The sequence below is a fragment of the Exiguobacterium sp. UBA7533 genome (assembly GCF_002479335.1).
Taxonomy (GTDB): Bacteria; Bacillota; Bacilli; order Exiguobacteriales; family Exiguobacteriaceae; genus Exiguobacterium_A.
In genome coordinates this window covers 218,082-237,515 of sequence record NZ_DLMP01000005.1, presented here as the reverse complement: position 1 = coordinate 237,515, position 19,434 = coordinate 218,082, and the positions used below count along the sequence as shown (strand labels likewise).

Annotated in this window: 25 protein-coding genes; 8 read left to right on the top strand and 17 right to left on the bottom strand. The window is 47.1% G+C overall.

The annotated features are described in order from the left end of the window. The first annotated feature begins 13 nt into the window (after nt 1-13). On the top strand, nt 14-1,045 hold the full coding sequence (locus B2U10_RS08700; protein ID WP_290786858.1) for an NAD(P)/FAD-dependent oxidoreductase: 1,032 nt from the start codon (nt 14-16) through the stop codon (nt 1,043-1,045). Nucleotides 1,046-1,116: 71 nt separating this feature from the next. Here B2U10_RS08700 and B2U10_RS08695 read toward each other — a convergent pair whose 3' ends face one another. Then, nucleotides 1,117-1,935: an alpha/beta fold hydrolase gene (locus B2U10_RS08695; RefSeq protein ID WP_290786854.1), complete on the bottom strand. Its 819-nt coding sequence runs from the start codon at nt 1,933-1,935 to the stop codon at nt 1,117-1,119. Between the two features lie 154 nt (nt 1,936-2,089). Here B2U10_RS08695 and B2U10_RS08690 point away from each other — a divergent pair, with 154 nt between their 5' ends. Continuing rightward, nucleotides 2,090-3,358, top strand: coding sequence for a hypothetical protein (locus B2U10_RS08690; RefSeq protein ID WP_290786851.1), 1,269 nt, complete (start codon nt 2,090-2,092; stop codon nt 3,356-3,358). Next, entirely contained in the window at nt 3,355-4,626 is a 1,272-nt protein-coding gene (locus tag B2U10_RS08685; RefSeq protein WP_290786848.1) for a hypothetical protein, read from the top strand. Before B2U10_RS08690 ends, B2U10_RS08685 begins: the two co-directional genes overlap by 4 nt. A gap of 1 nt (nt 4,627) precedes the next feature. Here B2U10_RS08685 and B2U10_RS08680 read toward each other — a convergent pair whose 3' ends face one another. The 4 genes from B2U10_RS08680 to B2U10_RS08665 form a co-directional block, all read right to left on the bottom strand. Then, a complete protein-coding gene (locus B2U10_RS08680; RefSeq protein ID WP_035407893.1) occupies nt 4,628-4,864 on the bottom strand; it encodes a hypothetical protein in 237 nt (78 codons plus the stop codon). A 115-nt stretch (nt 4,865-4,979) separates the two neighbouring features. Beyond that, nucleotides 4,980-5,309 carry an antibiotic biosynthesis monooxygenase gene (locus B2U10_RS08675; RefSeq protein WP_035407890.1) on the bottom strand — a complete coding sequence of 110 codons (330 nt, stop codon included), beginning with the start codon at nt 5,307-5,309 and terminating at the stop codon, nt 4,980-4,982. 33 nt (nt 5,310-5,342) lie between these two features. Further along, nucleotides 5,343-5,966 (bottom strand): hypothetical protein, encoded by a 624-nt coding sequence (locus B2U10_RS08670; protein ID WP_035407887.1) that lies wholly within the window; start codon nt 5,964-5,966, stop codon nt 5,343-5,345. Next, on the bottom strand, nt 5,963-6,394 hold the full coding sequence (locus B2U10_RS08665) for a GNAT family N-acetyltransferase (RefSeq protein WP_290786844.1): 432 nt from the start codon (nt 6,392-6,394) through the stop codon (nt 5,963-5,965). The genes B2U10_RS08670 and B2U10_RS08665 overlap by 4 nt, the downstream gene beginning before the upstream one ends. 44 nt (nt 6,395-6,438) lie before the next feature. Between B2U10_RS08665 and B2U10_RS08660 the strand changes: the two genes are divergently transcribed. Then, on the top strand, nt 6,439-7,224 hold the full coding sequence (locus tag B2U10_RS08660) for a pentapeptide repeat-containing protein (RefSeq protein ID WP_290786841.1): 786 nt from the start codon (nt 6,439-6,441) through the stop codon (nt 7,222-7,224). A gap of 70 nt (nt 7,225-7,294) precedes the next feature. Here the strand turns inward: B2U10_RS08660 and B2U10_RS08655 are convergent, their stop codons facing one another. Then, entirely contained in the window at nt 7,295-7,996 is a 702-nt protein-coding gene (locus B2U10_RS08655) for a nucleotidyltransferase domain-containing protein (RefSeq protein ID WP_290786839.1), read from the bottom strand. A gap of 10 nt (nt 7,997-8,006) precedes the next feature. Continuing rightward, the gene (locus B2U10_RS08650; RefSeq protein WP_035407879.1) at nt 8,007-8,480 is read right to left on the bottom strand and encodes a hypothetical protein; all 474 of its coding nucleotides are present in this window, start codon (nt 8,478-8,480) and stop codon (nt 8,007-8,009) included. Nucleotides 8,481-8,679: 199 nt separating this feature from the next. Here B2U10_RS08650 and B2U10_RS08645 point away from each other — a divergent pair, with 199 nt between their 5' ends. Beyond that, nucleotides 8,680-9,249, top strand: coding sequence for a recombinase family protein (locus B2U10_RS08645; protein WP_290786837.1), 570 nt, complete (start codon nt 8,680-8,682; stop codon nt 9,247-9,249). Nucleotides 9,250-9,275: 26 nt separating this feature from the next. Here the strand turns inward: B2U10_RS08645 and B2U10_RS08640 are convergent, their stop codons facing one another. After that, on the bottom strand, nt 9,276-9,683 hold the full coding sequence (locus tag B2U10_RS08640; RefSeq protein WP_035407875.1) for a hypothetical protein: 408 nt from the start codon (nt 9,681-9,683) through the stop codon (nt 9,276-9,278). Between the two features lie 145 nt (nt 9,684-9,828). On the opposite strand from B2U10_RS08640, the gene B2U10_RS08635 reads away from it, so the two are divergent. After that, on the top strand, nt 9,829-10,212 hold the full coding sequence (locus B2U10_RS08635; RefSeq protein WP_035407873.1) for a hypothetical protein: 384 nt from the start codon (nt 9,829-9,831) through the stop codon (nt 10,210-10,212). Between the two features lie 16 nt (nt 10,213-10,228). On the opposite strand, the gene B2U10_RS08630 is transcribed toward B2U10_RS08635, so the two are convergent. Further along, nucleotides 10,229-10,756, bottom strand: coding sequence for a hypothetical protein (locus B2U10_RS08630; protein WP_290786835.1), 528 nt, complete (start codon nt 10,754-10,756; stop codon nt 10,229-10,231). Nucleotides 10,757-10,866: 110 nt separating this feature from the next. Here B2U10_RS08630 and B2U10_RS08625 point away from each other — a divergent pair, with 110 nt between their 5' ends. Further along, entirely contained in the window at nt 10,867-11,466 is a 600-nt protein-coding gene (locus tag B2U10_RS08625) for a TetR/AcrR family transcriptional regulator (protein WP_035407868.1), read from the top strand. Nucleotides 11,467-11,506: 40 nt separating this feature from the next. Here B2U10_RS08625 and B2U10_RS08620 read toward each other — a convergent pair whose 3' ends face one another. The 7 genes from B2U10_RS08620 to B2U10_RS08590 form a co-directional block, all read right to left on the bottom strand. Then, nucleotides 11,507-12,796, bottom strand: coding sequence for an MATE family efflux transporter (locus B2U10_RS08620; protein ID WP_290786833.1), 1,290 nt, complete (start codon nt 12,794-12,796; stop codon nt 11,507-11,509). A gap of 384 nt (nt 12,797-13,180) precedes the next feature. Further along, complete coding sequence (locus B2U10_RS08615) at nt 13,181-14,095, bottom strand: methyl-accepting chemotaxis protein (protein ID WP_290750521.1); 915 nt, start codon at nt 14,093-14,095, stop codon at nt 13,181-13,183. A gap of 115 nt (nt 14,096-14,210) precedes the next feature. After that, a complete protein-coding gene (locus tag B2U10_RS08610; RefSeq protein ID WP_035407863.1) occupies nt 14,211-14,969 on the bottom strand; it encodes a glucose 1-dehydrogenase in 759 nt (252 codons plus the stop codon). Nucleotides 14,970-15,549: 580 nt separating this feature from the next. Beyond that, on the bottom strand, nt 15,550-15,987 hold the full coding sequence (locus tag B2U10_RS08605) for an Asp23/Gls24 family envelope stress response protein (protein WP_035407860.1): 438 nt from the start codon (nt 15,985-15,987) through the stop codon (nt 15,550-15,552). 42 nt (nt 15,988-16,029) lie between these two features. Then, entirely contained in the window at nt 16,030-16,236 is a 207-nt protein-coding gene (locus B2U10_RS08600) for a DUF2273 domain-containing protein (protein ID WP_290750526.1), read from the bottom strand. 15 nt (nt 16,237-16,251) lie between these two features. Continuing rightward, on the bottom strand, nt 16,252-16,794 hold the full coding sequence (amaP, locus tag B2U10_RS08595) for an alkaline shock response membrane anchor protein AmaP (RefSeq protein ID WP_290750529.1): 543 nt from the start codon (nt 16,792-16,794) through the stop codon (nt 16,252-16,254). A 282-nt stretch (nt 16,795-17,076) separates the two neighbouring features. Then, nucleotides 17,077-17,526 carry a hypothetical protein gene (locus B2U10_RS08590; protein ID WP_290786831.1) on the bottom strand — a complete coding sequence of 150 codons (450 nt, stop codon included), beginning with the start codon at nt 17,524-17,526 and terminating at the stop codon, nt 17,077-17,079. Between the two features lie 85 nt (nt 17,527-17,611). Here B2U10_RS08590 and B2U10_RS08585 point away from each other — a divergent pair, with 85 nt between their 5' ends. Further along, nucleotides 17,612-18,340, top strand: a complete 729-nt coding sequence (locus tag B2U10_RS08585) for an SDR family oxidoreductase (protein WP_035407846.1) — start codon at nt 17,612-17,614, stop codon at nt 18,338-18,340. Between the two features lie 65 nt (nt 18,341-18,405). On the opposite strand, the gene B2U10_RS08580 is transcribed toward B2U10_RS08585, so the two are convergent. Further along, nucleotides 18,406-19,374, bottom strand: a complete 969-nt coding sequence (locus tag B2U10_RS08580) for an LLM class flavin-dependent oxidoreductase (protein ID WP_290786829.1) — start codon at nt 19,372-19,374, stop codon at nt 18,406-18,408. Nucleotides 19,375-19,434: the final 60 nt, after the last annotated feature.

The following is a 19,434-nucleotide window of genomic DNA, read 5'->3' as shown; positions in this document are numbered from 1 at the left end:
GAAGGAGAACGACATGAAACGTATCCTCTTGATTGGTGCAGGTCACGCTCACCTGCATTGCATTACACACGGACCAACAGAAGACGTCGAGTGGCTGGTCCTGAACGCCTCGACGTACCAATATTACTCGGGCATGTACTCTGGACTTGCTGACGGAACATACGACATGGATGAGATGCGTATTGACGTCGCCGCCTTATGTCGTGCCTATGATAAACCATTCATCAAGGAGACCGTCATCAAAGTCGACCCTGTTGAAAAGGTCGTCTTCGGTGCATCCGGCAGACGTTACACCTATGACGTCGTCTCAACGAATATCGGTTCATTCGACTGGTCGGAAGATACGACGCGATTATCGATTAAACCGAATTACCGGTTACCGGATACATTAAAGCGACTGCAACAAGCAAAGCGTCCGGTCGTGATTGGGAGCGGAGCAGCTGCCGTCGAGATGGCGGCGTCCTTGAAAGCGGCGGGTGTACCGATCACATTGATCACGGATCCAGATATCCTTTCTCGTCATCCGGCAGCGGAAGCTATTACGAGACGGTTAAAAGAACTCGAAGTGTACTGGATCCGGGAACGTCCTATAGATGACGAACTACCACTCCGCTTTACGCATCATCCACCAATCGAGTCAGATGCAATCGTCCGCTTGACGGGTGCCAAAGCTCCGGCATTGTTTGCAGACAGCAATCTCTTCACCGAAGACGGATTTTTACTCGTCAATGAACAGTTACAAGCACTCGATCATCCAAGTTTGTTTGCTGCGGGTGACGCGGCGACCCTCGTCGCCTACCCCGACATTCCGAAGAATGGTGTCACAGCTGTCCGACAAGCGCCAATTTTGCTTACGAACCTTTTACGATACCTAGAGGAAGAAGCACTGCAAACCTATCGTCCGCAAACGAACTATTTGACGATTTTATCGATGGGACCGCGTCATGCGGTTTCCCTATATGGTCGTCATTATTCGACGCACCCGTTCGGTTGGTACCTGAAGCGCTGGATCGATCAACGGTTCATGCGGAAGTATCGCTCTTAAAAGCGTGCGCCGGCGCACGCTTTTTCTGTACACAAAAACAAGCCATGGACGCGTGTCCATGGCTTGTTGAATTAGACGGTTTGATTTCCTTTAACGTACGCCAGTAATGTCTCGTTGAACTTCTCTTGTTCGTCAAGCAACATCCCGTGTCCACTCTCTTCGAAGACTTCGAGGCGCGCATGTGGGATTTCCTTTTGCATCTCTTCCGCAAACTCGAACGGACAGACTTGGTCTTTTTTACCGTGGATGATTAACGTATTAACTTTGATGTTTTCGAGTTTTCCACGTAAGTCTTCGTCACGCAAGGCGATTGCTGACTGAATCGTTCCGTGGGATGAAGCGGCGATGCTAAGACCATGGAACCATTGTTGCAGCGGTTCTGGATGTTCCTTCGCAAAGAAGATTTCACCGAATCCTTTGAGCATCGACGGACGATCCTGTTTCGTATCGGCAATCAAAGCATCGACTTCTACTTTCGTCATTCCGTATGGATAGCCGTCGCGTTGTGTAAAGACAGGTGCCGCAGCTCCAGCGAGAACAAGTTTACTGACTTTTGAGTCCCCGTATTGCAAGAGATAGGACAAGGCGATTCCTCCTCCCATCGAGAAGCCGAGCAACGTGACATTCGTTAATTTCAGCTGTTCGATGACTTCGTTAACGTCGGACGCCATCGTCTTATAGTCATATCCCGTTGCCGGCGCATCTGATTTGCCATAACCACGATAATCGATTCCAACGTAACGGTACCCTTCTTCGACGAGCAGATTCTTTTGATACTCGAACATGTTGTTGTTTGCTGGCCAGCCGTGTAAAAAGACGACCGGTTGACCCGATCCGACATCCTCAACGTAAATCTTCGTGCCATCAACTGCTTGAATGAATGTACCCATCATAAAACCCCCATAGTAATAGATTGACCATGCATGCATCTATTATTCCCGAGTCGAGGGATGTCAAACATCTTGATGTTGAAACGTTATAGAAAATTCTGTCTATTATAGAAAATATGGTAAAATACAGACAATCGTATAGAGGAGGTTTTTCATGAGACGCTATATACATACTGGTATTCTCGCAGGAGCAGTTCTTCTTGCCGGATGCGGAAAAGAACAATACTTAGATCTTACATATGATGCTAATTACTGGGGCGGTATCTCGACTACCTTTGATGGTCAAGAGATACCGGATCTCCCGAAAAAACAAACGGCGGCTTTGTTGAAGGCTTGTCAGCAAAAACCAGACATGAAGCACTTACCTGATCGATATGTGCAACACGAAGGATTTGATTTATACTTCCTGCCTCCGAGTGTCCAAGGGCGCGAGTTCCAACACGTCCGTTTCCTGTCAGACGAAAAAAAGGACTATTTGGCGTGTCAGCCGATTCGCCACGCGGATTATGCGATCCACCAAATCAAGCGCAGTGATTACCCATTCGTCGATTGGTCGAACCAACCGCTTAAAGCTAAATCGACAGACGTTCGCTTTAAGCCTGTCCCAAAAGAAGTGACGGATCAACAAAAACAAGAAAATGAAGAAAGTAAAGACACGAAAGGACTTGGTCGTTACCTTTTCCCATCGTATCAATTGTCCTTACCACCGGAAGGACAATTCGTTCTCTTCATGAAAGACAAAAATAAGGATAAAGAACAAACACTTTTTGAGACGACCGAGTCCCGAGCCGGTTCCGAATTGAATTTAGCTTTTCGTGTCATTCCGAATAGTGGTTTGCAGCACACATCGATCGAACTCATGACCAGTGGTGATCGTATCGGAATTCCATCCGTCATTCAAGACCATGTAATGGGGCAATCGTATCAAATCAAGCGAAAACAACTTCCTGCTACGCTTTCAGTGGGACAGACGGTTCCTTTTGCGACTGTTTGGAAGAAAGAAGGAGGCAAAATCGTTCAAGAAACATCGCTATATATGCGTCTCAATCAGACCTACAAAAAACCTGCGAATTACAAATATGGCTTTCTTGATGCATCACCAACCACATATGTCGGTTACATTCACGACTCACCAAAGCAGCTCGTCGATAACGATTTTAAATTCATCTCGGCCATTCCGGATAAACTAGCAAAAAAAATGGCTCAAGAATTAAAAGAGACCGATGTGATGGAGCCACAAGGAACAAAGCTGAAACAGAAAAAATTGACCTTGATCCGCAAAGGAAAAAGTCAAACGTTCGAACTATTCGAACGCAAACGAGCTAAAAAGCTTGAAATCTATGTGGTCAAACCGGGATCAAAGAAAGGTGCGAAGCTGTCAGGTACGACAAGTGAAGCACTTAGTGAGGTGCTCAATCAATGAATAAACGTTACTGGATCGGACTAACACTTGGAGCGACACTAGCATTAAGCGGTTGCCAAAGTGACGCCCCGAATTTTAAATGGGATTACTTATCACAAATGTATGATGGAGGGCAATTCAACGAAAAAGAATCTCGCACTTTGTCAGCTAAAGAGCAAACCGTCATTCAAAAAACGTGTGCGTCTAAAGCGAGCGATGCACCCGTCAATTACGCTGTCGGTAACATCTATTCCGTCATGATGACGAATCCGTTCGAAGATTATGATAGTCAAACCGTTCGTTACGTGAAAGCTGGGAAAAAGACGTATTTATATTGTCAGACATCGTCTAAAGATGGGTATTATCCGTTACCAAAGAAAGAAGACATCTTCAAGAAGACTACTCTGACTCCACAACGGAAGAACTTTAGCATGAAGCCTGTTGTATTAAAAAAAGACGACTGGTTCAATCCTGATGAGAAGATCGCAGACCATTCTGCTCGAAAATTAGAACTTCCAGGATCAGGTTACCTCGTCATCGAGGCAACGGATGTCACAAAAAAAGATGCACGGACGACGACTTTCGCATACGCGAATTCTCTGACACCGTTCACCCGTGATGTCAATCTCTATCTCGTCTACAATCAACAATACGATTCGACATACGACGTTTCGGTTCGTATACCGCAGTTGTATGGTGGACGCCGTGCGGAACACCCGATCCATTCAATGAAACAACCAGGAAAGGTCCGATTCGTTCCGGGTGACGGCACGCCGGAGCATTATGGAACGGTCATCGCAACGGAGAAAAACGGACGCGAATTCCGCTACGAATTATCGATTCGCCATACGATGCAACAACCGACTGAACTCCAAGTCCAAGGACCGGATCGAACAACAGACGACGACGTTGCGGAAAACCAAAACGAGACACTGTTCCATCAAAAACAGTTTTCGCATATCCGTTTTGAAGAAGATGATCGAGGAAATCATTTTTCGGAAAAAGATATTGATTGGGAAAACATGATCATGATGACAAGTGATGAATCCGGGAAATTAAAAAAAGCGATCAAGACGAGTGAACAGGCTGATGTGCGGGGCAAGAGGGCGAAGTGGAAATACTTGACGTTCCGAAAAGGCGTGACTGGTCAACAGTACGAAGTCTATCTTGATAAACGCGTCAAAAAGACTGACATCTACTTAAAGGATCCAAAGCGTGACGTGTCGATTCACTTATCAGCAACGGGTCGTGACATCATCCTCCCTTTATTCGAGCAGTATGAAAAATGACTTATGTCATGAAGACGAAGTGTTGTAGTAAATAAATCAAGGAACACCAGAAGATGAAGGCGATCCCCTCTCGCAACCACTCTTTACGTGTCAACGGTTCACGTAAGAAGGAGACGCAAGCAAACAGTAAGACGAAGAAGTAGAGATAAATGAAGCCACCGCTCGTCAAGAAACCGAAGAGCAGGATCATACCACCGAGGACGGATAGGCTAGAGACGACAGGTTTACGATAGACCATGCGATGCCACCTCGTTTCATCTAGTTTGTTAGAATATACCCAGATTACGGTAAAACAATCTAATGTATTATTACACACAAGACCCCCGAGAAGAATCCTCTCAGGGGTCTTGTATTTATTCTGTTGCAGCGCTATGGTCGGCGACGATCGCATATTCCGTGACGGTATTCGACGTCACGAGCGGTTTGACTTCGGACGTTCCGTTATCTCGTTTATGGTGAACCCCTTTATACGCTTGACTCTCCTGCCATGCATGAAACGCCGCTTGATTCGACCATGTCGTCATGATCGTGACGATGTCTTCTTCTTCCTGACTAATATCGACGAGGACTTGCATCCGGTGGAACCCCTCCATCCGTTCGATTCCCTTCGTCGTCTTAAAACGCGCTGCGACTTGATCTGCTGCGCCCTTCACGACGTGTAGCTGATTCATGACGATCCACATGTTCTTTTCCCCCTTTTTTTCGTCTTCAGTATACTAAAAGTCACGGGTCATAGAAAACGCAGATGCGTTTTCGCTTAATGACGTCAAGCGTTGGATCGTCTCTTTTCCATCCATACGCGTCGCGATCATTTCGAAGTAGAGCGAATGCGGGAAGGCGTCCGGTAACGGTTGGATGGTATGGAAACGTTCCTGACCCGCGACGGTTAACGAGCGCTGCATCGGACGTAATGGTACTTCCCCATCAGCCGTCATCTTATACGGCTCGAACCGAATCGTTTTCATTTGTTTTGAGCCATTCATGCCGTAGGCGACGAGATACCGACCTTCCGGTGTCGCAAGTAACCGTCCCTCGAACCAATCCGCCTCCGTCGTCTGCTTGGTGCGAATGATTCGATCGATTCGTTGTGCCTCATCATTTTGTTGCAGGAGCAGAAACAAGCGATCATGTTTTGCTTCAAGATATGCGACGGCATAATGTTCAGACAATCGTTCGACGAAGTAGACATCACGCGCTTCGATCGATGTGTTCGTCATCTGTTTATATAACTTCGTGACCGTTTTTGCAGTGAAGGAAGGGGTCTCTGGACGCTGGTACATCCCCGTCAATGCTCCGAGTACTAATCCAATAACTAAAATAAAAAGAAGTCGGCGTTTCATCGGTCGACCTGCTTGACGAGCAGGTGATAGCTAGCACCCGGAGGATAATCATCGATTCGCCCGACTTCGATGAATCCCTGTCGTTCATAAAACGAGAGCGCTTGAAATGAAAAGGTCTCAACACGGATTCGGTCGATTCCTGCTTCTCGTGCCCATGTTTCTAATCGATGAAATAACGTCGTGCCAAGTCCACTTCCCCGCTCCTCCTCGACCACAAAGAACCATTCAATATGTACCCAGCCCCAATACGCATCTCCTGTGATGCCACCGATCGGTTGATCGTTTCGCATCGCAAGTAATGTGACGGCTTGTGTTCCATTTAACCGTTTTTTGGCATGAAACGGCGAAGTCTCGACGTTATAGCGTCGCACCTGTTGTCTGATCCAATCTTGTCCGTCTTCATTTTCATTGAGTTGAAATTGCAGCATATCCGGACTCCTTTCTTGCTATAGTAGTAGTGGAGGTGAATACGATGGAACCCACATTCCAAATTGATTGTACGAAGTGTTTTGGTTTATGTTGTACGGCACTCGCTTTTTCGAAATCCAGTGATTTCGGTCATGATAAACCGGAAGCGACACCGTGTCGCAATCTTGACGCGGATTACAGCTGCCGCATCCATGAGCGGTTACGCAATAGCGGCTACAAAGGCTGTACCGTCTATGATTGTTTTGGTGCCGGGCAACATTTGTCACAGCGGACGTTTCAAGGCGATGATGCACCAAAGCGACGCCAAGCGATTTATGCTGCCTTCCCGAAGATGGTTCACTTGTTTGAGATGATGTGGTACGTAACGGACGGAAAACGTGATGTCACGCGTGACATGCACAATCAACTCGATGAGATGCTTGTCGCGTTGACCGGATACGCTGCCTTACCGGCGGATCAATTTGCACGGCTTGACCTGATGTCAATCCGTCAAACCGTCCGCCCCCTCCTTGAAATGATCGCTTCTCGTGTTCAAGTTCAGTATAGCGGAAGACGCGACCAGACACCACGCGACTGGGTAGGAAAACAGCTACAAGGACGAGATTTTTCAGGTGCCAGCGTTCAGAACCAGTGGTTGCTGGCGACGAACTTGTCGAATAGCCGTTTGTGCGGTGTCAACTTTCTCGGAGCTGATCTGCGAGACTGTAACGTCAAAGACGCGGATTTGACAGACGCGCTCTTTTTGACACAAGCACAAATCAATGCCGCAATCGGCAATGCAGCGACACAGTTACCGCCGCGTTTGCTCCGTCCGTCCCATTGGCGTTAAACAGAAGCGAACGATAAAGAGACACGTTTTCGGATCATCGACCGAAAACGTGTCTCTTTTTATATGCTTGTTATCTTTTGCCGAGCATAAAGCCGTCAAAATAACGCCCGCCAAACGGTGCGAGATAATCGTCGACTAACGCGATGACGGCTCGGCGGTCATTCGACTGATAATACAACTCAAAAGCCATTGTGTGTCGACTGGCATATTCTTCGTCAAACTCCGCAAGAGCACGAATTGTCCACTTCCCTTGTCCGATGTAGCGTTGATTGGCACGAAGGACGAATTCGATGCTCTGTTCATATAAACGTGATGCAATCGCTAGACCTTCTGCGCGGTTCGTCACACTCTCGAAGTCGTCGAGCAAGTCACTTAAAAAATAACGCGCGCGTTGTTGCTCCGGATTCGACCACGCAACAGGTCCATCTGCCAATTGTTGAACGGCTTCCTTGCGGACAGAGGCAAGGTGTGGATGATCCTCGATCGTCCAGCTGTCAGCAATCATGCGTTGCAGGGACGGGCGACCACGTTCCCGGTCACTCTCGAAAAAATGCGCGATCGTCTCAAAGGAATGGACGAATGCTTCGATCGGGACACCGTCATAGGTAAACGATTCCCGATATGCCTGCCGTCGCCTTGCTTCAAAGATGATTAAATCGACATCTGATTGTACGATCGCTTGTCCTCGCGTATGACTACCGGCAAGTAAGACGGCACAATGATCCGGATAACGTGACGCGACGAGCGGCATGATCCAATCACACCACTCCATGCGTGTCCACTTAGTCTTCAACTTGTTCACCAATCCCGGAGAAGACGGCTAGTTCGTCACCCGGTACGGCAACGATCGTCGCGTCGGCTCGGTGTGGCGCGAGACCGATATCGATCGCCCACGATTCGTAATATGTATCCGATCCGTTCAGGACGAGCGTTTGTCCGTTACTGAAGGTCAAGAATAAATGTGGTGCCGTCTTGCCGATCCGGACACCCGTGATCCGTTCCGCGTGCAATGAGACGATCAAGTGTAGCATCTCTTCCTTTGTTGCATGGCGAACGACCCAATTCTGTGTCGTCTCGACATCACCATAAAATAGACGGTCCGTTTCGATCCGAAGTCGCAGTTCAGGCGCTGTCGTATCGAACAAATTGATGAATTCGAGCGTGACGTAGCCTGCGACATGAACCGTCGCCAATTGTGTTCCGATGAAATAGGTCGTCAAAAGCTGACGGGCGAGTTGATGATCTTCTTTGTTCATGATGAGCACCTCATTTAAAAAGAATGAATGGTATAAGGATGAGTCCGAGAAACTTACTTCCACTCAATTTACCACAAATTAGTCGATCCGAACATGAGAAGAAAGGCTTGTTTTCGGTTTTCTACGGCACGAAGGTGAGAATACGGTATACTGATGAGGAACTGACGTCGATCGTGATCGACAGAGAGGAGCTTCATCCATGCAATATTTCTATATGAGACCCTATCCGGATGATCCAGACTGTTCTGCGCAACAAGCAGAGGCGAATCAGATTGATGTGACGGTACGTGTCGTTGAGACCCATGATTCGGCCAAACGCCGGACGGAACTTGAACAGATGCTTGAGACGCTGCAAGCGGGAGACGAAGTCATCGTCACGCATCTCTATGTCTTAGCAGACTCGACGCGACACTTGATTGAGATGCTCGAACAAATGGAGACACGTGGCGCGACACTGTGGTCGCTCCGCGAACAGATTCGCACGAGCGAACGGACATCTTTGTCGTTCCTTGAAACGGCCCGCCACCTGGTCCAGTTGCAAAGTGATGTCATCAGCATGTCAACGCGTGCCGGACTCTCAAAAGCAAAAGAGCAAGGAAAACAGACCGGCCGACCGCGCAAACCCGATGAAAATGTCCGCCGCGCGATTGCGATGTATCAAAGCAAAGAGTATTCGCTCGCTGATATACGAGAACAGACCGGTATTAGTAAAAGTACGTTATACCGATATCTCGAAAGCGAGACGATCGATGCAACGGATAAAGGCTGACTCCATTGTGGAATCAGCCTTTTTTGTCAGCTATTTTGCTTTAATGTGTTGCCGAGCCATTTTTGGAGGGCTTTACCGCCTTCATAGAACGAACAATCCCGTAATTCATACGTATGACCGCCTTGTTCAATCAAGTCGAGGAACGTATTCCCGACGTCCCGGTTTTCCCATTTCCGCTGATCCGTCAAATACTTGAAGCCAAAGTTACACTCGACGTTGAAGATGATGTGGAAGGGTTCCTTGAAAGATTGGACGGCGCGGATCATCTCGATCAAAATCATTCGTTTTGGTGAAGACGCTTCGAACGTATCGAACAGTGTCGTCCGGCGTCCGTGAAACTCGATGACACGGATTGCGCGTCCGGTATCAGCTTTAAAGTCATAACTCGTCCGAATCGAGACGATGATTTCACGTTGGTCTGGTTGTACTGGCATGGTGTATCGCTTCCTTTCTCTCGGTCGATTATAGCATGGACCTGTTCAATTTCAATAGATGTCAACGACTCAGTCTCAAGAAGGATTGTCGTAACCCAAAATTTGTCTTATACTAAAATTACCAAATACATAAAGGAGCGTTTTCGTGAAACATCTATTTTCGATACTCCTCTCGGCGAGCCTCTTGTTCACGGGTTGCTACTGCACTCTCGACGAACGGACGGACGAGCCACACTTCAAATCACGTGCCCGCTCCATCTCCTCGTATCATACTTTCGACATCGAATACGCGAAAGGACTACGTAAGGAACAAGTCTCAAACCGTACGGTTACCGTGACGGATTCAAATGGTGAGCGGATGCAAACGGAGATTGAAGTCCTAGACGGCAAAGAAATCCGAATCAAACCACCGCGTACTGGATATAAAAAAGGACGTCGCTACATCATCCACATTCTGGATTCAATCGACGCCCGGAAAGAAGTACATACGAATACGATTCGGGAACGAACCTTCACTGTCGACCGCTGACAGCCAAGGTTCGTTTTTATTTAGAGCGAGCTGGAAAAACGGTATAACTCATCGAGATGACGCCATCAATCACAAGAACGAGTCCCCACAGTTGTAACGTCCGCAAGAGGCTTTCGGTTTGTTCGGTATTTCCGAGCCAGAGAATCATTGCTCCGAGTAAGGCACCACCAATCAAGAATGCCAGGATGTGCCGATAGAATCCGTTGCGTTCCCGTCGCGCACGCGATATGCGTTCTTTTGCTACTTGTTCCTTGAGGATCACCCGGCGATACACCCCATCCGCCCAAGCAATCATCTGCTTCCCAAATGCGAGCGATACGCCGATGTAAATCGCAGCAAGTCCGTGTGCAAGCGTAGCTGTGCTACCGCGACTTAAGTCAAACACTGTTAAGACCAGTAAGACGATATCAATCACGGGTGACATCGCCATCAATCGAAAACCGAGCTTCTCTCGTCTGAATCCATAACGCACGATCAGTCCTGCGACGATGAATACCCAAAATAGAATTTCACAACAAACGATTGCCCAAGCGACGAGTTGCATCGTGATCCTCTCCTTTTTTAATACGACTGTATTATAAAGATAACATCACATTCGTCACTTGACTAGTCTTTTTAATACATTCGTGCTAAAAAAGCTGATATACTTAATGTATGCCAAAACAAGTCAATCACGAAGAACGAAAACGCCTCATCGCAAAAGCAACGTGGCGCACGATTTCTAATGTCGGTATCGAACAAGCTAGCGTCCGGACGATCGCCAAGGAAGCAGGTCTGTCCCTTGGTGCCTTACGGTATTACTTCACGACCCAAGAAGAATTGCTCCGTTTCTCGATGCAACTCGTTCAAGAACGGGTCCAAGAACGCATTACAACCATTTTCGAGAGAGGAGGAACACCAGAAGAGACGTTATGCAACGTCTTACTAGAAGTCTTGCCGTATGCACCTGAGCATCAGCTTGAGATGCAGGTCTGGTTCCAATTCATGATGTCTGCATATGCGTCTCAATCAACAGAGAATCCAGACGATATTTACCACATGTGTCTGGTATTACTGACACGGATTCCGGACGGTACGTTCCGAGCAGATATAGACATCGAGCTTGAGAGCGAACGTCTCGCAGCACTCGTTGATGGATTAGCCTTTCATGCGCTGTTTCGACCAGAACGTCTCCCGAAAGAACGATTGCGTCATGTCCTTGTCCATCACTTGAATGCCCTATTCGTCCGTCCTTTAGCGATCGACGACAAATAACCCGAAGTTCCTTCATCTGCATGAGGGAACTTCGGGTTATTCATTGTTTCACTTCTACGAGGATCAACGATAAAGAGCGGATTAAAAAGAACGTCAGAAATGCTGACCAGACTCCTTGATTGTCAAAACTTGATGTCGACAACAGCACAATCGCAAAACCGATCCCTGCTTGAATCATCGAGTTCCGGACTGGAGTTGCCTCGACACGACCAGCAAAGATTCCTTCGTAAATCATCGCCCACCCGGCAATCAGCGGTAGGATGATGATCCAGAGATAATAGTCGCGCGCCGCGTCTAGGATCGATTCTTCTGAAGTGAACAACTGAAGCAGCGGTGTTTCAAGGAATAGGAGCACAAGTGACCAGAACACGACTGAGTAGAATCCGAACGTCCGTGCTAAACGGACACTCGTCCGGTATGCTTCCTGATCTTGATGCCCTCTCGCCCGACCGACAAGAACGGTTGACGCATGACCGAGTCCACCGAACCAATAAGAGATCAGATACTGAATCTGCAGTAGGATCGCATTGGCTGCAAGGATATCCGGTCCGAATTGTCCTCCCGCTCGTGTAAACCAGCCGGTAACGAGTAACAGGAAAATCGTTCGAATGAATAAATCTCGATTGACACGAAAGAATTTCCGGTAGGCGTGCCAATCCGTCAAGGCACGCAGTTCGTCGCGCGTCATCAACAAATGACTCCGAATCAGATAGAGACTGCAGGCGACAATGCTGATTTCCGCGATGACGGTCGCAAGCGCAATTCCAGCAACACCGGTGTTCAATCCGTAGACGAATCCAATATCGAGTACGACGTTAACCCCGATACTGAATAATTGGACGAACAAAGCATGTTTGACTTGTCCCGTTCCGATTAACCAGCCAAGTAACGCATAACCCATCAAGACGAATGGTGCGCCAATCATCCGGTACGAGATGTATGTCTTGACCGCATCCAGCAAATCAGCGGGTGGCGCAAGTAAATAGAGTCCAATCTGTTCAAGCGGCTGGCGGAATAACAAAATGAGCAAACCGATACAAGCTGCTAGGAACAGCGGTCGGTAGAGCGAAATCCGTAAGGCATGGGCGTCATTCGCGCCGCTTGCCTGAGCACTGAATCCTGTCGTACTGACTTTTAAAAAGCCGAACAACCAGTAGATTGTATTAAAGAAGACGGCACCAACAGCAATGCCACCGATCGCGCGCGGATCATCCGATTGACCGATGACGATGGTATCGGTCACACCAAGCAACGGTGTCGCAATACTTGAGAGAATGAGCGGATAGGCAAGTAACCAAAACGTTTTGTGGTTCGGTTGAGTACTCACCATACTAGTTGGACCTTCATATGTAAGACAAATGATGTAGTAGTTGGTTCAAAAATCATTGGTTCACATCCCTTCAAAGTAATTTTCGAACATACAAGGTATGTAAGCCCTAAGGATATCAAACTCTTTTTCTAAAGACTATGGTTTTAGTAGCATGAACCAATTGTATAGATTAAACTTTATGTCGGATTTAAAATTACAAGAGTAAATTTGGTAAGTGAAATAAATAGTGTGATATTTTCTTTATTTGCGATCTTTTCGTATTCTTTTTCTACCTCTATAACAGCATTGCATTGCTAATTGTTTGCCATATTTTTTTGTAAATGCATAAAAAGAAGCCGGACCTAGGGTCTGACTTCTTAAGTCTATTTAAATAGTGTCACTCGTTCATAAGACATCGACGAATTGTTTTGCCTGGTGCTCCAGTTGTTTCGCAGAATCAGCCAACTGATCGAACTCACTCACCGTATGTTCAAGCTGACCGGTACTATCCTTTACCTTGCTTGAAATCCGTTCGATACTGTGCGAGACCTCCTTGATCCGCTCAACGATCCCTTCGATATTCTCCTTGATTTCTCCGATCGAATGCGAGACTTTATTCGACAGGTTTCGGACTTCGGTCGCGACGACATCGAATCCGCGTCCATGTTCTCCAGCACGTGCTGCCTCAATGGCCGCATTCAAGGCGAGTAGATTCGTCTGCGCGGCAATTTCACGGATCGTCTTGACGATGTCAGTGATCGAGTTTGCATCTTTACGCAAGGCGACAAGACTCGATAAGTTCTCGACGGATTCCGACTCGATTTGTTGGACAGTCGCAAGAACGTTCAAACCGTCTTGTCGACCACTTTCCGATTTGACCGTCAAGAAAGCTGATGTTTCGTTGAGTTCGGCCGCCATTCGTAAAACGTCCTGCTGGCGAATCGTGATGTCCGATGCAATTTTCGAGACCCCGACGACCCGACGTCCGTCATCCGAGTAAATCGGCATATATGTCGCTTCGAGCCACTTCTGTTGTCCGTCAGCAGCCCGGCGTTCAATCTTATCCTGATACGTGATGCCTTGCATCAATTTTCGCCAAAACAACTCGTACTCTGGACTATTAACGAAAGCCGGAAAACAGAGATCACGATGGTATTTACCGATTAACTCTTCCACTTCGTACCCCATCGTCCGGGCAAACAACTCATTTACGTATGCGACTTTGCGTCGATCGTCAAAACGAATGATGGCTAGATTTTGTTCGATTGCCCGGATGACTTGTGTGTCGGTGACCTGTGTTACTTGCTCACGCATCGACATGCCGATTCCTCCCTGGATTCAAACTAAGGTCATGATTTACCTATTGTCATATTATCCCTTATATCGACAAGTTCCTGCTATTTTAAATTAAAATCTAGTAAATAAAGTATTCAATTTAATACGCACTCCATCCCCCATCTGCGACGACGATTGCCCCGTTGATGAAACTCGCCTCGTCGGACACGAGAAATAATGCCAAATTTGCGATTTCATTCGGCTGACCGGCTCGTGGATTGAGACCCATGCCAAGCATCGCGCGCCCCATCCCGAATTCATTCAGGTTCGACATCGATTGTCCGATGTTCGTCTCGACAGCGCCAGGTGCGATTCCGTTACAGCGAATACCATCTCCGGCATAAAAGAAGGCGGTATTCTTCGTCAGACCGATGACGGCATGTTTGGAAGCCGTATAGGCTGCTCCTGCTCGGGCACCGTTCAGACCGCCAATCGAGATGTTGTTCAGAATCACGCCACCTCCGACTTCTTTAAAGTGTTTGACCGCTTCGCGCATCAGACGCATCGTTCCTGTCGTATTGACTGCAAGGATATGATCCCAACGTTCATCTGAGATGTCTGCCACGCCCTCCATCCCGTCCATGATCCCGGCATTATTGACGAGAACGTCCAGTTTACCGAAAGCGTCGATTGCTTGTTTGATGAGTTGTCCTGCTGCCTTTTGTTGTGCGATATCACTCGCAACAGCCATCGCTTCTCCGCCCGCTTCCTTGATGTCAGAGACGACCCGTTCAACGGTTTCCAACCGAATGTCCGCTGCGACGATTCGTGCGCCTTCTTGTGCAAACAATTTTGCCATGGCTTCACCCATTCCTGAGCCGGCTCCGGTGACGATGATCGTTTTTCCTGTTAGTCGCATCTTGAATCATCCTTTCGTCTATCATGATACTAATCTATTCCCGTTCTCATCATCAAATGTATCAAACGTCATGTCGATTCCATGAAAAAAAGACCCGACGAGTTTCGTCAGGTCCTATAGCTAGTTCGTTGTAATTGGTTCATCGCGACTTCAGCACGTAGTCGCCGTCCGATTTTCAACGATGCTTGGAATATACTTGGATCAAATAATCTAAAGTGACTATCAATCCAGTTTTGTCGATAAATTTCATATGCTTGTCTAACGATTTCTTCATCTGACAACTGTTCCATGTCTATTTCCGAGCAGTCGAAATCATCCACACCGAACTCGAAACCACAACATGGACAAATTTCGTTACTCCCCGCAAAGTGTTCATAATATGGCGGACCCTCGAGTTTATCAAATCCACATACGGGACAGATATAATACGGATCGTTTTGTTTCAAAGATACATCCCCTTCTCAAACAATGATCAATCTTATATATATCGTACCTCATCCATCCGCTACTATTGAAAATTACGTCATTTTTTACACACATAAAAAAAGACCCGACGAGTTTGGCGGGTCTTTCGACTTGCTTATTGCAGTTCGCGGCTTTTTTCTTCTTGTTCGTTGTTTGATTTATTTTTAGCTTCGAACTCGGCACGTGTCATGACGTCCTCGACATGCATATTGACTTCAACGACTTCAAGACCTGTCATGTCACTGATTGATTTTTTGATTTTAGCGACCGTCTCTTGGAAAATTGACGGAATATTTTTGCCGTATTCGACGATGACTTTCAAATCAAGTGCAACTTGACGTTCTCCCACTTCAGCGCCAATTCCTTTTGTGATATCTTCCGTGCTCCGGAGACGATCCGTCAGTCCACTCATGAATCCACCACTCATTGACAAGATGCCTGTCACTTCGTTCGACGCGATCCCAGCAATTTTTTTGATGACTTGATCTTCGAATGTCAATTTATTCTCGCGTACCACTTCGTTTTCAGTTGTTGGGTTTACTTCGTTTGCCATTTGAAATCTCTCCTTTTAAATGTTTAGTAAGTTATATATGAATCAGTCCTTTTGAAAGAACTGAATCCACCCTTCAATGTCGAGCGCACCATCGCGCCATTTTCCAATTAAAAATCCAATTGCTGCGAAGGCAACGATAAGGATTGTCGGACCAAAGCCAATCGTCAGGAATAAGATGGCGAGGATTAGACCGGCAAGTCCCCCGATCAGTCGGAACCGATACGGATAGAGTGCTTCTCTTGTCTTCATGTTCCCTCTCCTCCTTTAGACGACACGTTCCGATGTTTTCGTTTTCGTGTCACTGATCGTGACTTTCGTACTCGTTACTGGCAACTCAAGTAAGGATTCGACAGCTTGTTTAGCTCGTTCTTGAATATCCTTCGCAATCGTCGGTAACCCATCTTGTCCAAAGACCGAGCAGTCGACTTTTAAAGCGACCGTTTCTTTTTTCGAATGGATATCGGCATGGACACGCGGTGTCCGTACACCACCGATCCCACGAATCGACTCTAAAGCCGTCCGTTCGATCGTCTCCTTCGAAATCGTAATCGTTCCGTCACCCGTTTGAATCAACAGTCGTTGACCTTTCGAGCGGCTAAATAATCCTGTGAATAATAGAATGACGAATACGAATGCTAAAAATCCTCCAATGGATAGAACGGTATAGCTATACCATTGCTGATCCTGCCACTGCTCGATTAACGAACTAAGCCGTGGAACATCATACACACCGAGCACAAGCAGCCCGACACTGATTAGTCCGAGTATGCCTATGATGACGAGTAAGAATCGATTGAACCCATTCATCTGCACCTCTCCTTTACGATTATTAACTTCTTTCACCTAGGTGATTCAACACATGAAATATTATGTGTATGGTGTGTTTATTCCCGTTCATTAGAACCCGAAACATTTAAATACACTTTCGTTCAAATGTTCATATATTCTGATTATTCAGACTAAATCAATCAAAACTAGTGCTTTATTTACTATATTCCGCGAAAAAAACCACTTCCAACTTAAGAAGAGGTCAGTATTCGATTTATTTATCATTAAACATATATCCTGTCAATATGTTTTTTCTGTTTTTCATTTCACATCAATTGGAAAGGCAAAATCGCCATTACCTTCTTTCCAATCGGCTTTAATCTGATAGACATACTTTCCGGGAGTCGAAGGAACGGTAATCCGCTCAATCTTCTTATATGTTTTCATCTCTTTATGATCTTTGACCGACCATAAGACCATCGCGATGGACTTCGGAGCTGGTCCGTCTTCAAAACGAATCGTCAATCGATCTTCAGGATTGGCTCGCGTACTCGAATCACCTTTTACTAAATCGACGGCTTCGGCCTTTGCATCAGCTGTTTCCCCGCGAAACATGCCTGACCAACTATAGGTACCTCTATATACCTTTACTTCACGGTTTTCGATTGTCACGGTAGGTTCTGGTGGTTGATGTCGAAATGGATCACGTGAAAAAAACCATCCGACTGCAATCGCACTCATAATCAATCCAATAAATAGAAAACGTTTCATAGACAAACCTCCTACGTGATGTTTTTAAATCAACAAAAGCGGCAATATCTCTCAAGGAGTACGTTATTCAGAAGGAGGAGTTCAGATGATTCAAGATAAAGTCGTCATCATTACAGGGGCATCAAGCGGTATTGGGGAAGCAACCGCGAAAGAGCTTGCGAAACAAGGAGCAAAACTCGTTCTTGCGGCACGTCGGGAAGATCGTTTGCAAGAGCTTGTCAAAGCGGTTGAAGCTGAAGGTGGTCAAGCCGTTTATCAAGTGACGGATGTTACCGATCGTGAGCAAGTTGATGCACTCGCAAAACTTGCGAAAGACAAGTTTGGTTCTGTTGATGTCATCGTCAACAACGCTGGATTAATGCCACTATCGCACCTCCATAAGAATCAGCAGGACGAATGGAACACGATGGTCGACGTCAACATTAAAGGCGTCCTTCATGGAATCGGAGCAGTCCTGCCGTATATGCGCGAACAAAAAAGCGGACATGTCATCAACATCTCTTCTGTCGCCGGTCATGAAGTCATGCCGTCGAGCGCCGTCTACAGCGGTACGAAATTCGCGGTGCGCGCCATCACGGAAGGTCTTCGTAAGGAAGAATCGGTCGACAATCACATCCGTGCAACAATCATCTCACCGGGAGCGGTCGATACGGAATTGAAGGACCATATCTCGGATGAAGAGATCAAACAAGGAATTGGTGACTTGAAAGCCATTGATGCGAGCGCGATTGCGCGTGCCATCGCATATGCTGTCAACGAACCAGAAGATGTCGCGGTCAACGAGATCTTAATTCGTCCGACAGCGCAACGTTAATTGAATGTAGATGTGTAGACAGGACCCCTCATTAGCAAAACATCTATTGAGGGGTCCTGTTCTGTTTAAAGAAGTCGCTCCGCGATGAGCTGGTACGACTGCAATCGCTTTTCTTGATCAAAGGCATTGTTGATGAGTAAAAACTGATCTGTTTGATAACGCGTTGCTAATGCTTCAAGCTCCTGCGCAACAACGTCCGGTGTACCGACAATCGCTCGCCGTCGATCTTTACGGATCCGTTCCGCTTGAACGTCATTCAAGATTTTTGCTTCAGTCGAGGCAAACGACGGAACGATTGAATTGCCGAGTCGAACGCCTTGAATCCAGGCATCTTGAGTTCGAGCGAGACGTTCTGCTTCTTCTTGCGTCGGGGCACAGATAACGAAAACGCAGACGATGACGTCTGTTCCTCCTGCCTCACGATAAGTGGAAAGTGTCTCTTCCCAACGATCTGGATTAATAAAGTGACCAAAAACGAGACCACGGTCTTGTTCTGCAGCAATTTGCGCACTACGTGGCGACAGACCAAGGATTGAGATCGGAGACGCTTGCCGATCACGCGGTGTCGTCTTGACGATCCGGTACGGGTGTCGATTCGATAGACTATCTGTCAAGAAGCCAGCCGTTTCCTGAACGAGTCGACTAAACTCAGCTGCCCGATTTTTTTCACCATCTGTCAAGGCAAGTCGTGTCCGCTCACTTCCACCCGGAGAATTGCCGATCCCAAGTTCGATCCGTCCCGGATAAAAGGCGTCGAGTGTTGCAAAACTCTCGGCCACTTTTAGCGGATGATACTGCGGCAACAACACTCCACCTGAACCAAGCTTGATTTTTGACGTCTTCGCACCCATTCGGGCGATGAACAACTCCGGTGCCGCACTGAGCAAACCGTTCGTATTATGGTGTTCGGCGAACCAGTACCGTTCGTAACCGAGTCGCTCGGCTTCTAAGACGAGTCGTTCCGTCGCTTCCATCGTCGCTTCGACCGTATCGCCCTCATGTAACGGTACTTGATCCAATATTCCTAGTCGCATCACGCATTCCTCCTCTACCCTTTCAGTGTAAAGGGTGGAGGAACGGAGTTCAAAAACGAG

Excerpts from the sequence above, each read along its gene's own strand:
- B2U10_RS08590 (WP_290786831.1), bottom strand. The coding sequence starts at position 17,526 with ATGAAACGTTTTCTATTTATTGGATTGATTATGAGTGCGATTGCAGTC.
- B2U10_RS08665 (WP_290786844.1), bottom strand. The coding sequence starts at position 6,394 with ATGCTGCAATTTCAACTCAATGAAAATGAAGACGGACAAGATTGGATC.
- B2U10_RS08610 (WP_035407863.1), bottom strand. The coding sequence starts at position 14,969 with ATGCGACTAACAGGAAAAACGATCATCGTCACCGGAGCCGGCTCAGGA.
- B2U10_RS08580 (WP_290786829.1), bottom strand. The coding sequence starts at position 19,374 with ATGCGACTAGGAATATTGGATCAAGTACCGTTACATGAGGGCGATACG.
- B2U10_RS08585 (WP_035407846.1), top strand. The coding sequence starts at position 17,612 with ATGATTCAAGATAAAGTCGTCATCATTACAGGGGCATCAAGCGGTATT.
- B2U10_RS08675 (WP_035407890.1), bottom strand. The coding sequence starts at position 5,309 with ATGTGGATCGTCATGAATCAGCTACACGTCGTGAAGGGCGCAGCAGAT.
- B2U10_RS08690 (WP_290786851.1), top strand. The coding sequence starts at position 2,090 with ATGAGACGCTATATACATACTGGTATTCTCGCAGGAGCAGTTCTTCTT.
- B2U10_RS08660 (WP_290786841.1), top strand. The coding sequence starts at position 6,439 with ATGGAACCCACATTCCAAATTGATTGTACGAAGTGTTTTGGTTTATGT.
- B2U10_RS08695 (WP_290786854.1), bottom strand. The coding sequence starts at position 1,935 with ATGGGTACATTCATTCAAGCAGTTGATGGCACGAAGATTTACGTTGAG.
- B2U10_RS08640 (WP_035407875.1), bottom strand. The coding sequence starts at position 9,683 with ATGCCAGTACAACCAGACCAACGTGAAATCATCGTCTCGATTCGGACG.
- B2U10_RS08630 (WP_290786835.1), bottom strand. The coding sequence starts at position 10,756 with ATGCAACTCGTCGCTTGGGCAATCGTTTGTTGTGAAATTCTATTTTGG.
- B2U10_RS08620 (WP_290786833.1), bottom strand. The coding sequence starts at position 12,796 with ATGGTGAGTACTCAACCGAACCACAAAACGTTTTGGTTACTTGCCTAT.
- B2U10_RS08645 (WP_290786837.1), top strand. The coding sequence starts at position 8,680 with ATGCAATATTTCTATATGAGACCCTATCCGGATGATCCAGACTGTTCT.
- B2U10_RS08655 (WP_290786839.1), bottom strand. The coding sequence starts at position 7,996 with ATGGAGTGGTGTGATTGGATCATGCCGCTCGTCGCGTCACGTTATCCG.
- B2U10_RS08685 (WP_290786848.1), top strand. The coding sequence starts at position 3,355 with ATGAATAAACGTTACTGGATCGGACTAACACTTGGAGCGACACTAGCA.
- B2U10_RS08700 (WP_290786858.1), top strand. The coding sequence starts at position 14 with ATGAAACGTATCCTCTTGATTGGTGCAGGTCACGCTCACCTGCATTGC.
- B2U10_RS08680 (WP_035407893.1), bottom strand. The coding sequence starts at position 4,864 with ATGGTCTATCGTAAACCTGTCGTCTCTAGCCTATCCGTCCTCGGTGGT.
- B2U10_RS08600 (WP_290750526.1), bottom strand. The coding sequence starts at position 16,236 with ATGAAGACAAGAGAAGCACTCTATCCGTATCGGTTCCGACTGATCGGG.
- B2U10_RS08670 (WP_035407887.1), bottom strand. The coding sequence starts at position 5,966 with ATGAAACGCCGACTTCTTTTTATTTTAGTTATTGGATTAGTACTCGGA.
- B2U10_RS08650 (WP_035407879.1), bottom strand. The coding sequence starts at position 8,480 with ATGAACAAAGAAGATCATCAACTCGCCCGTCAGCTTTTGACGACCTAT.
- amaP (WP_290750529.1), bottom strand. The coding sequence starts at position 16,794 with ATGAATGGGTTCAATCGATTCTTACTCGTCATCATAGGCATACTCGGA.
- B2U10_RS08615 (WP_290750521.1), bottom strand. The coding sequence starts at position 14,095 with ATGTCGATGCGTGAGCAAGTAACACAGGTCACCGACACACAAGTCATC.
- B2U10_RS08625 (WP_035407868.1), top strand. The coding sequence starts at position 10,867 with ATGCCAAAACAAGTCAATCACGAAGAACGAAAACGCCTCATCGCAAAA.
- B2U10_RS08605 (WP_035407860.1), bottom strand. The coding sequence starts at position 15,987 with ATGGCAAACGAAGTAAACCCAACAACTGAAAACGAAGTGGTACGCGAG.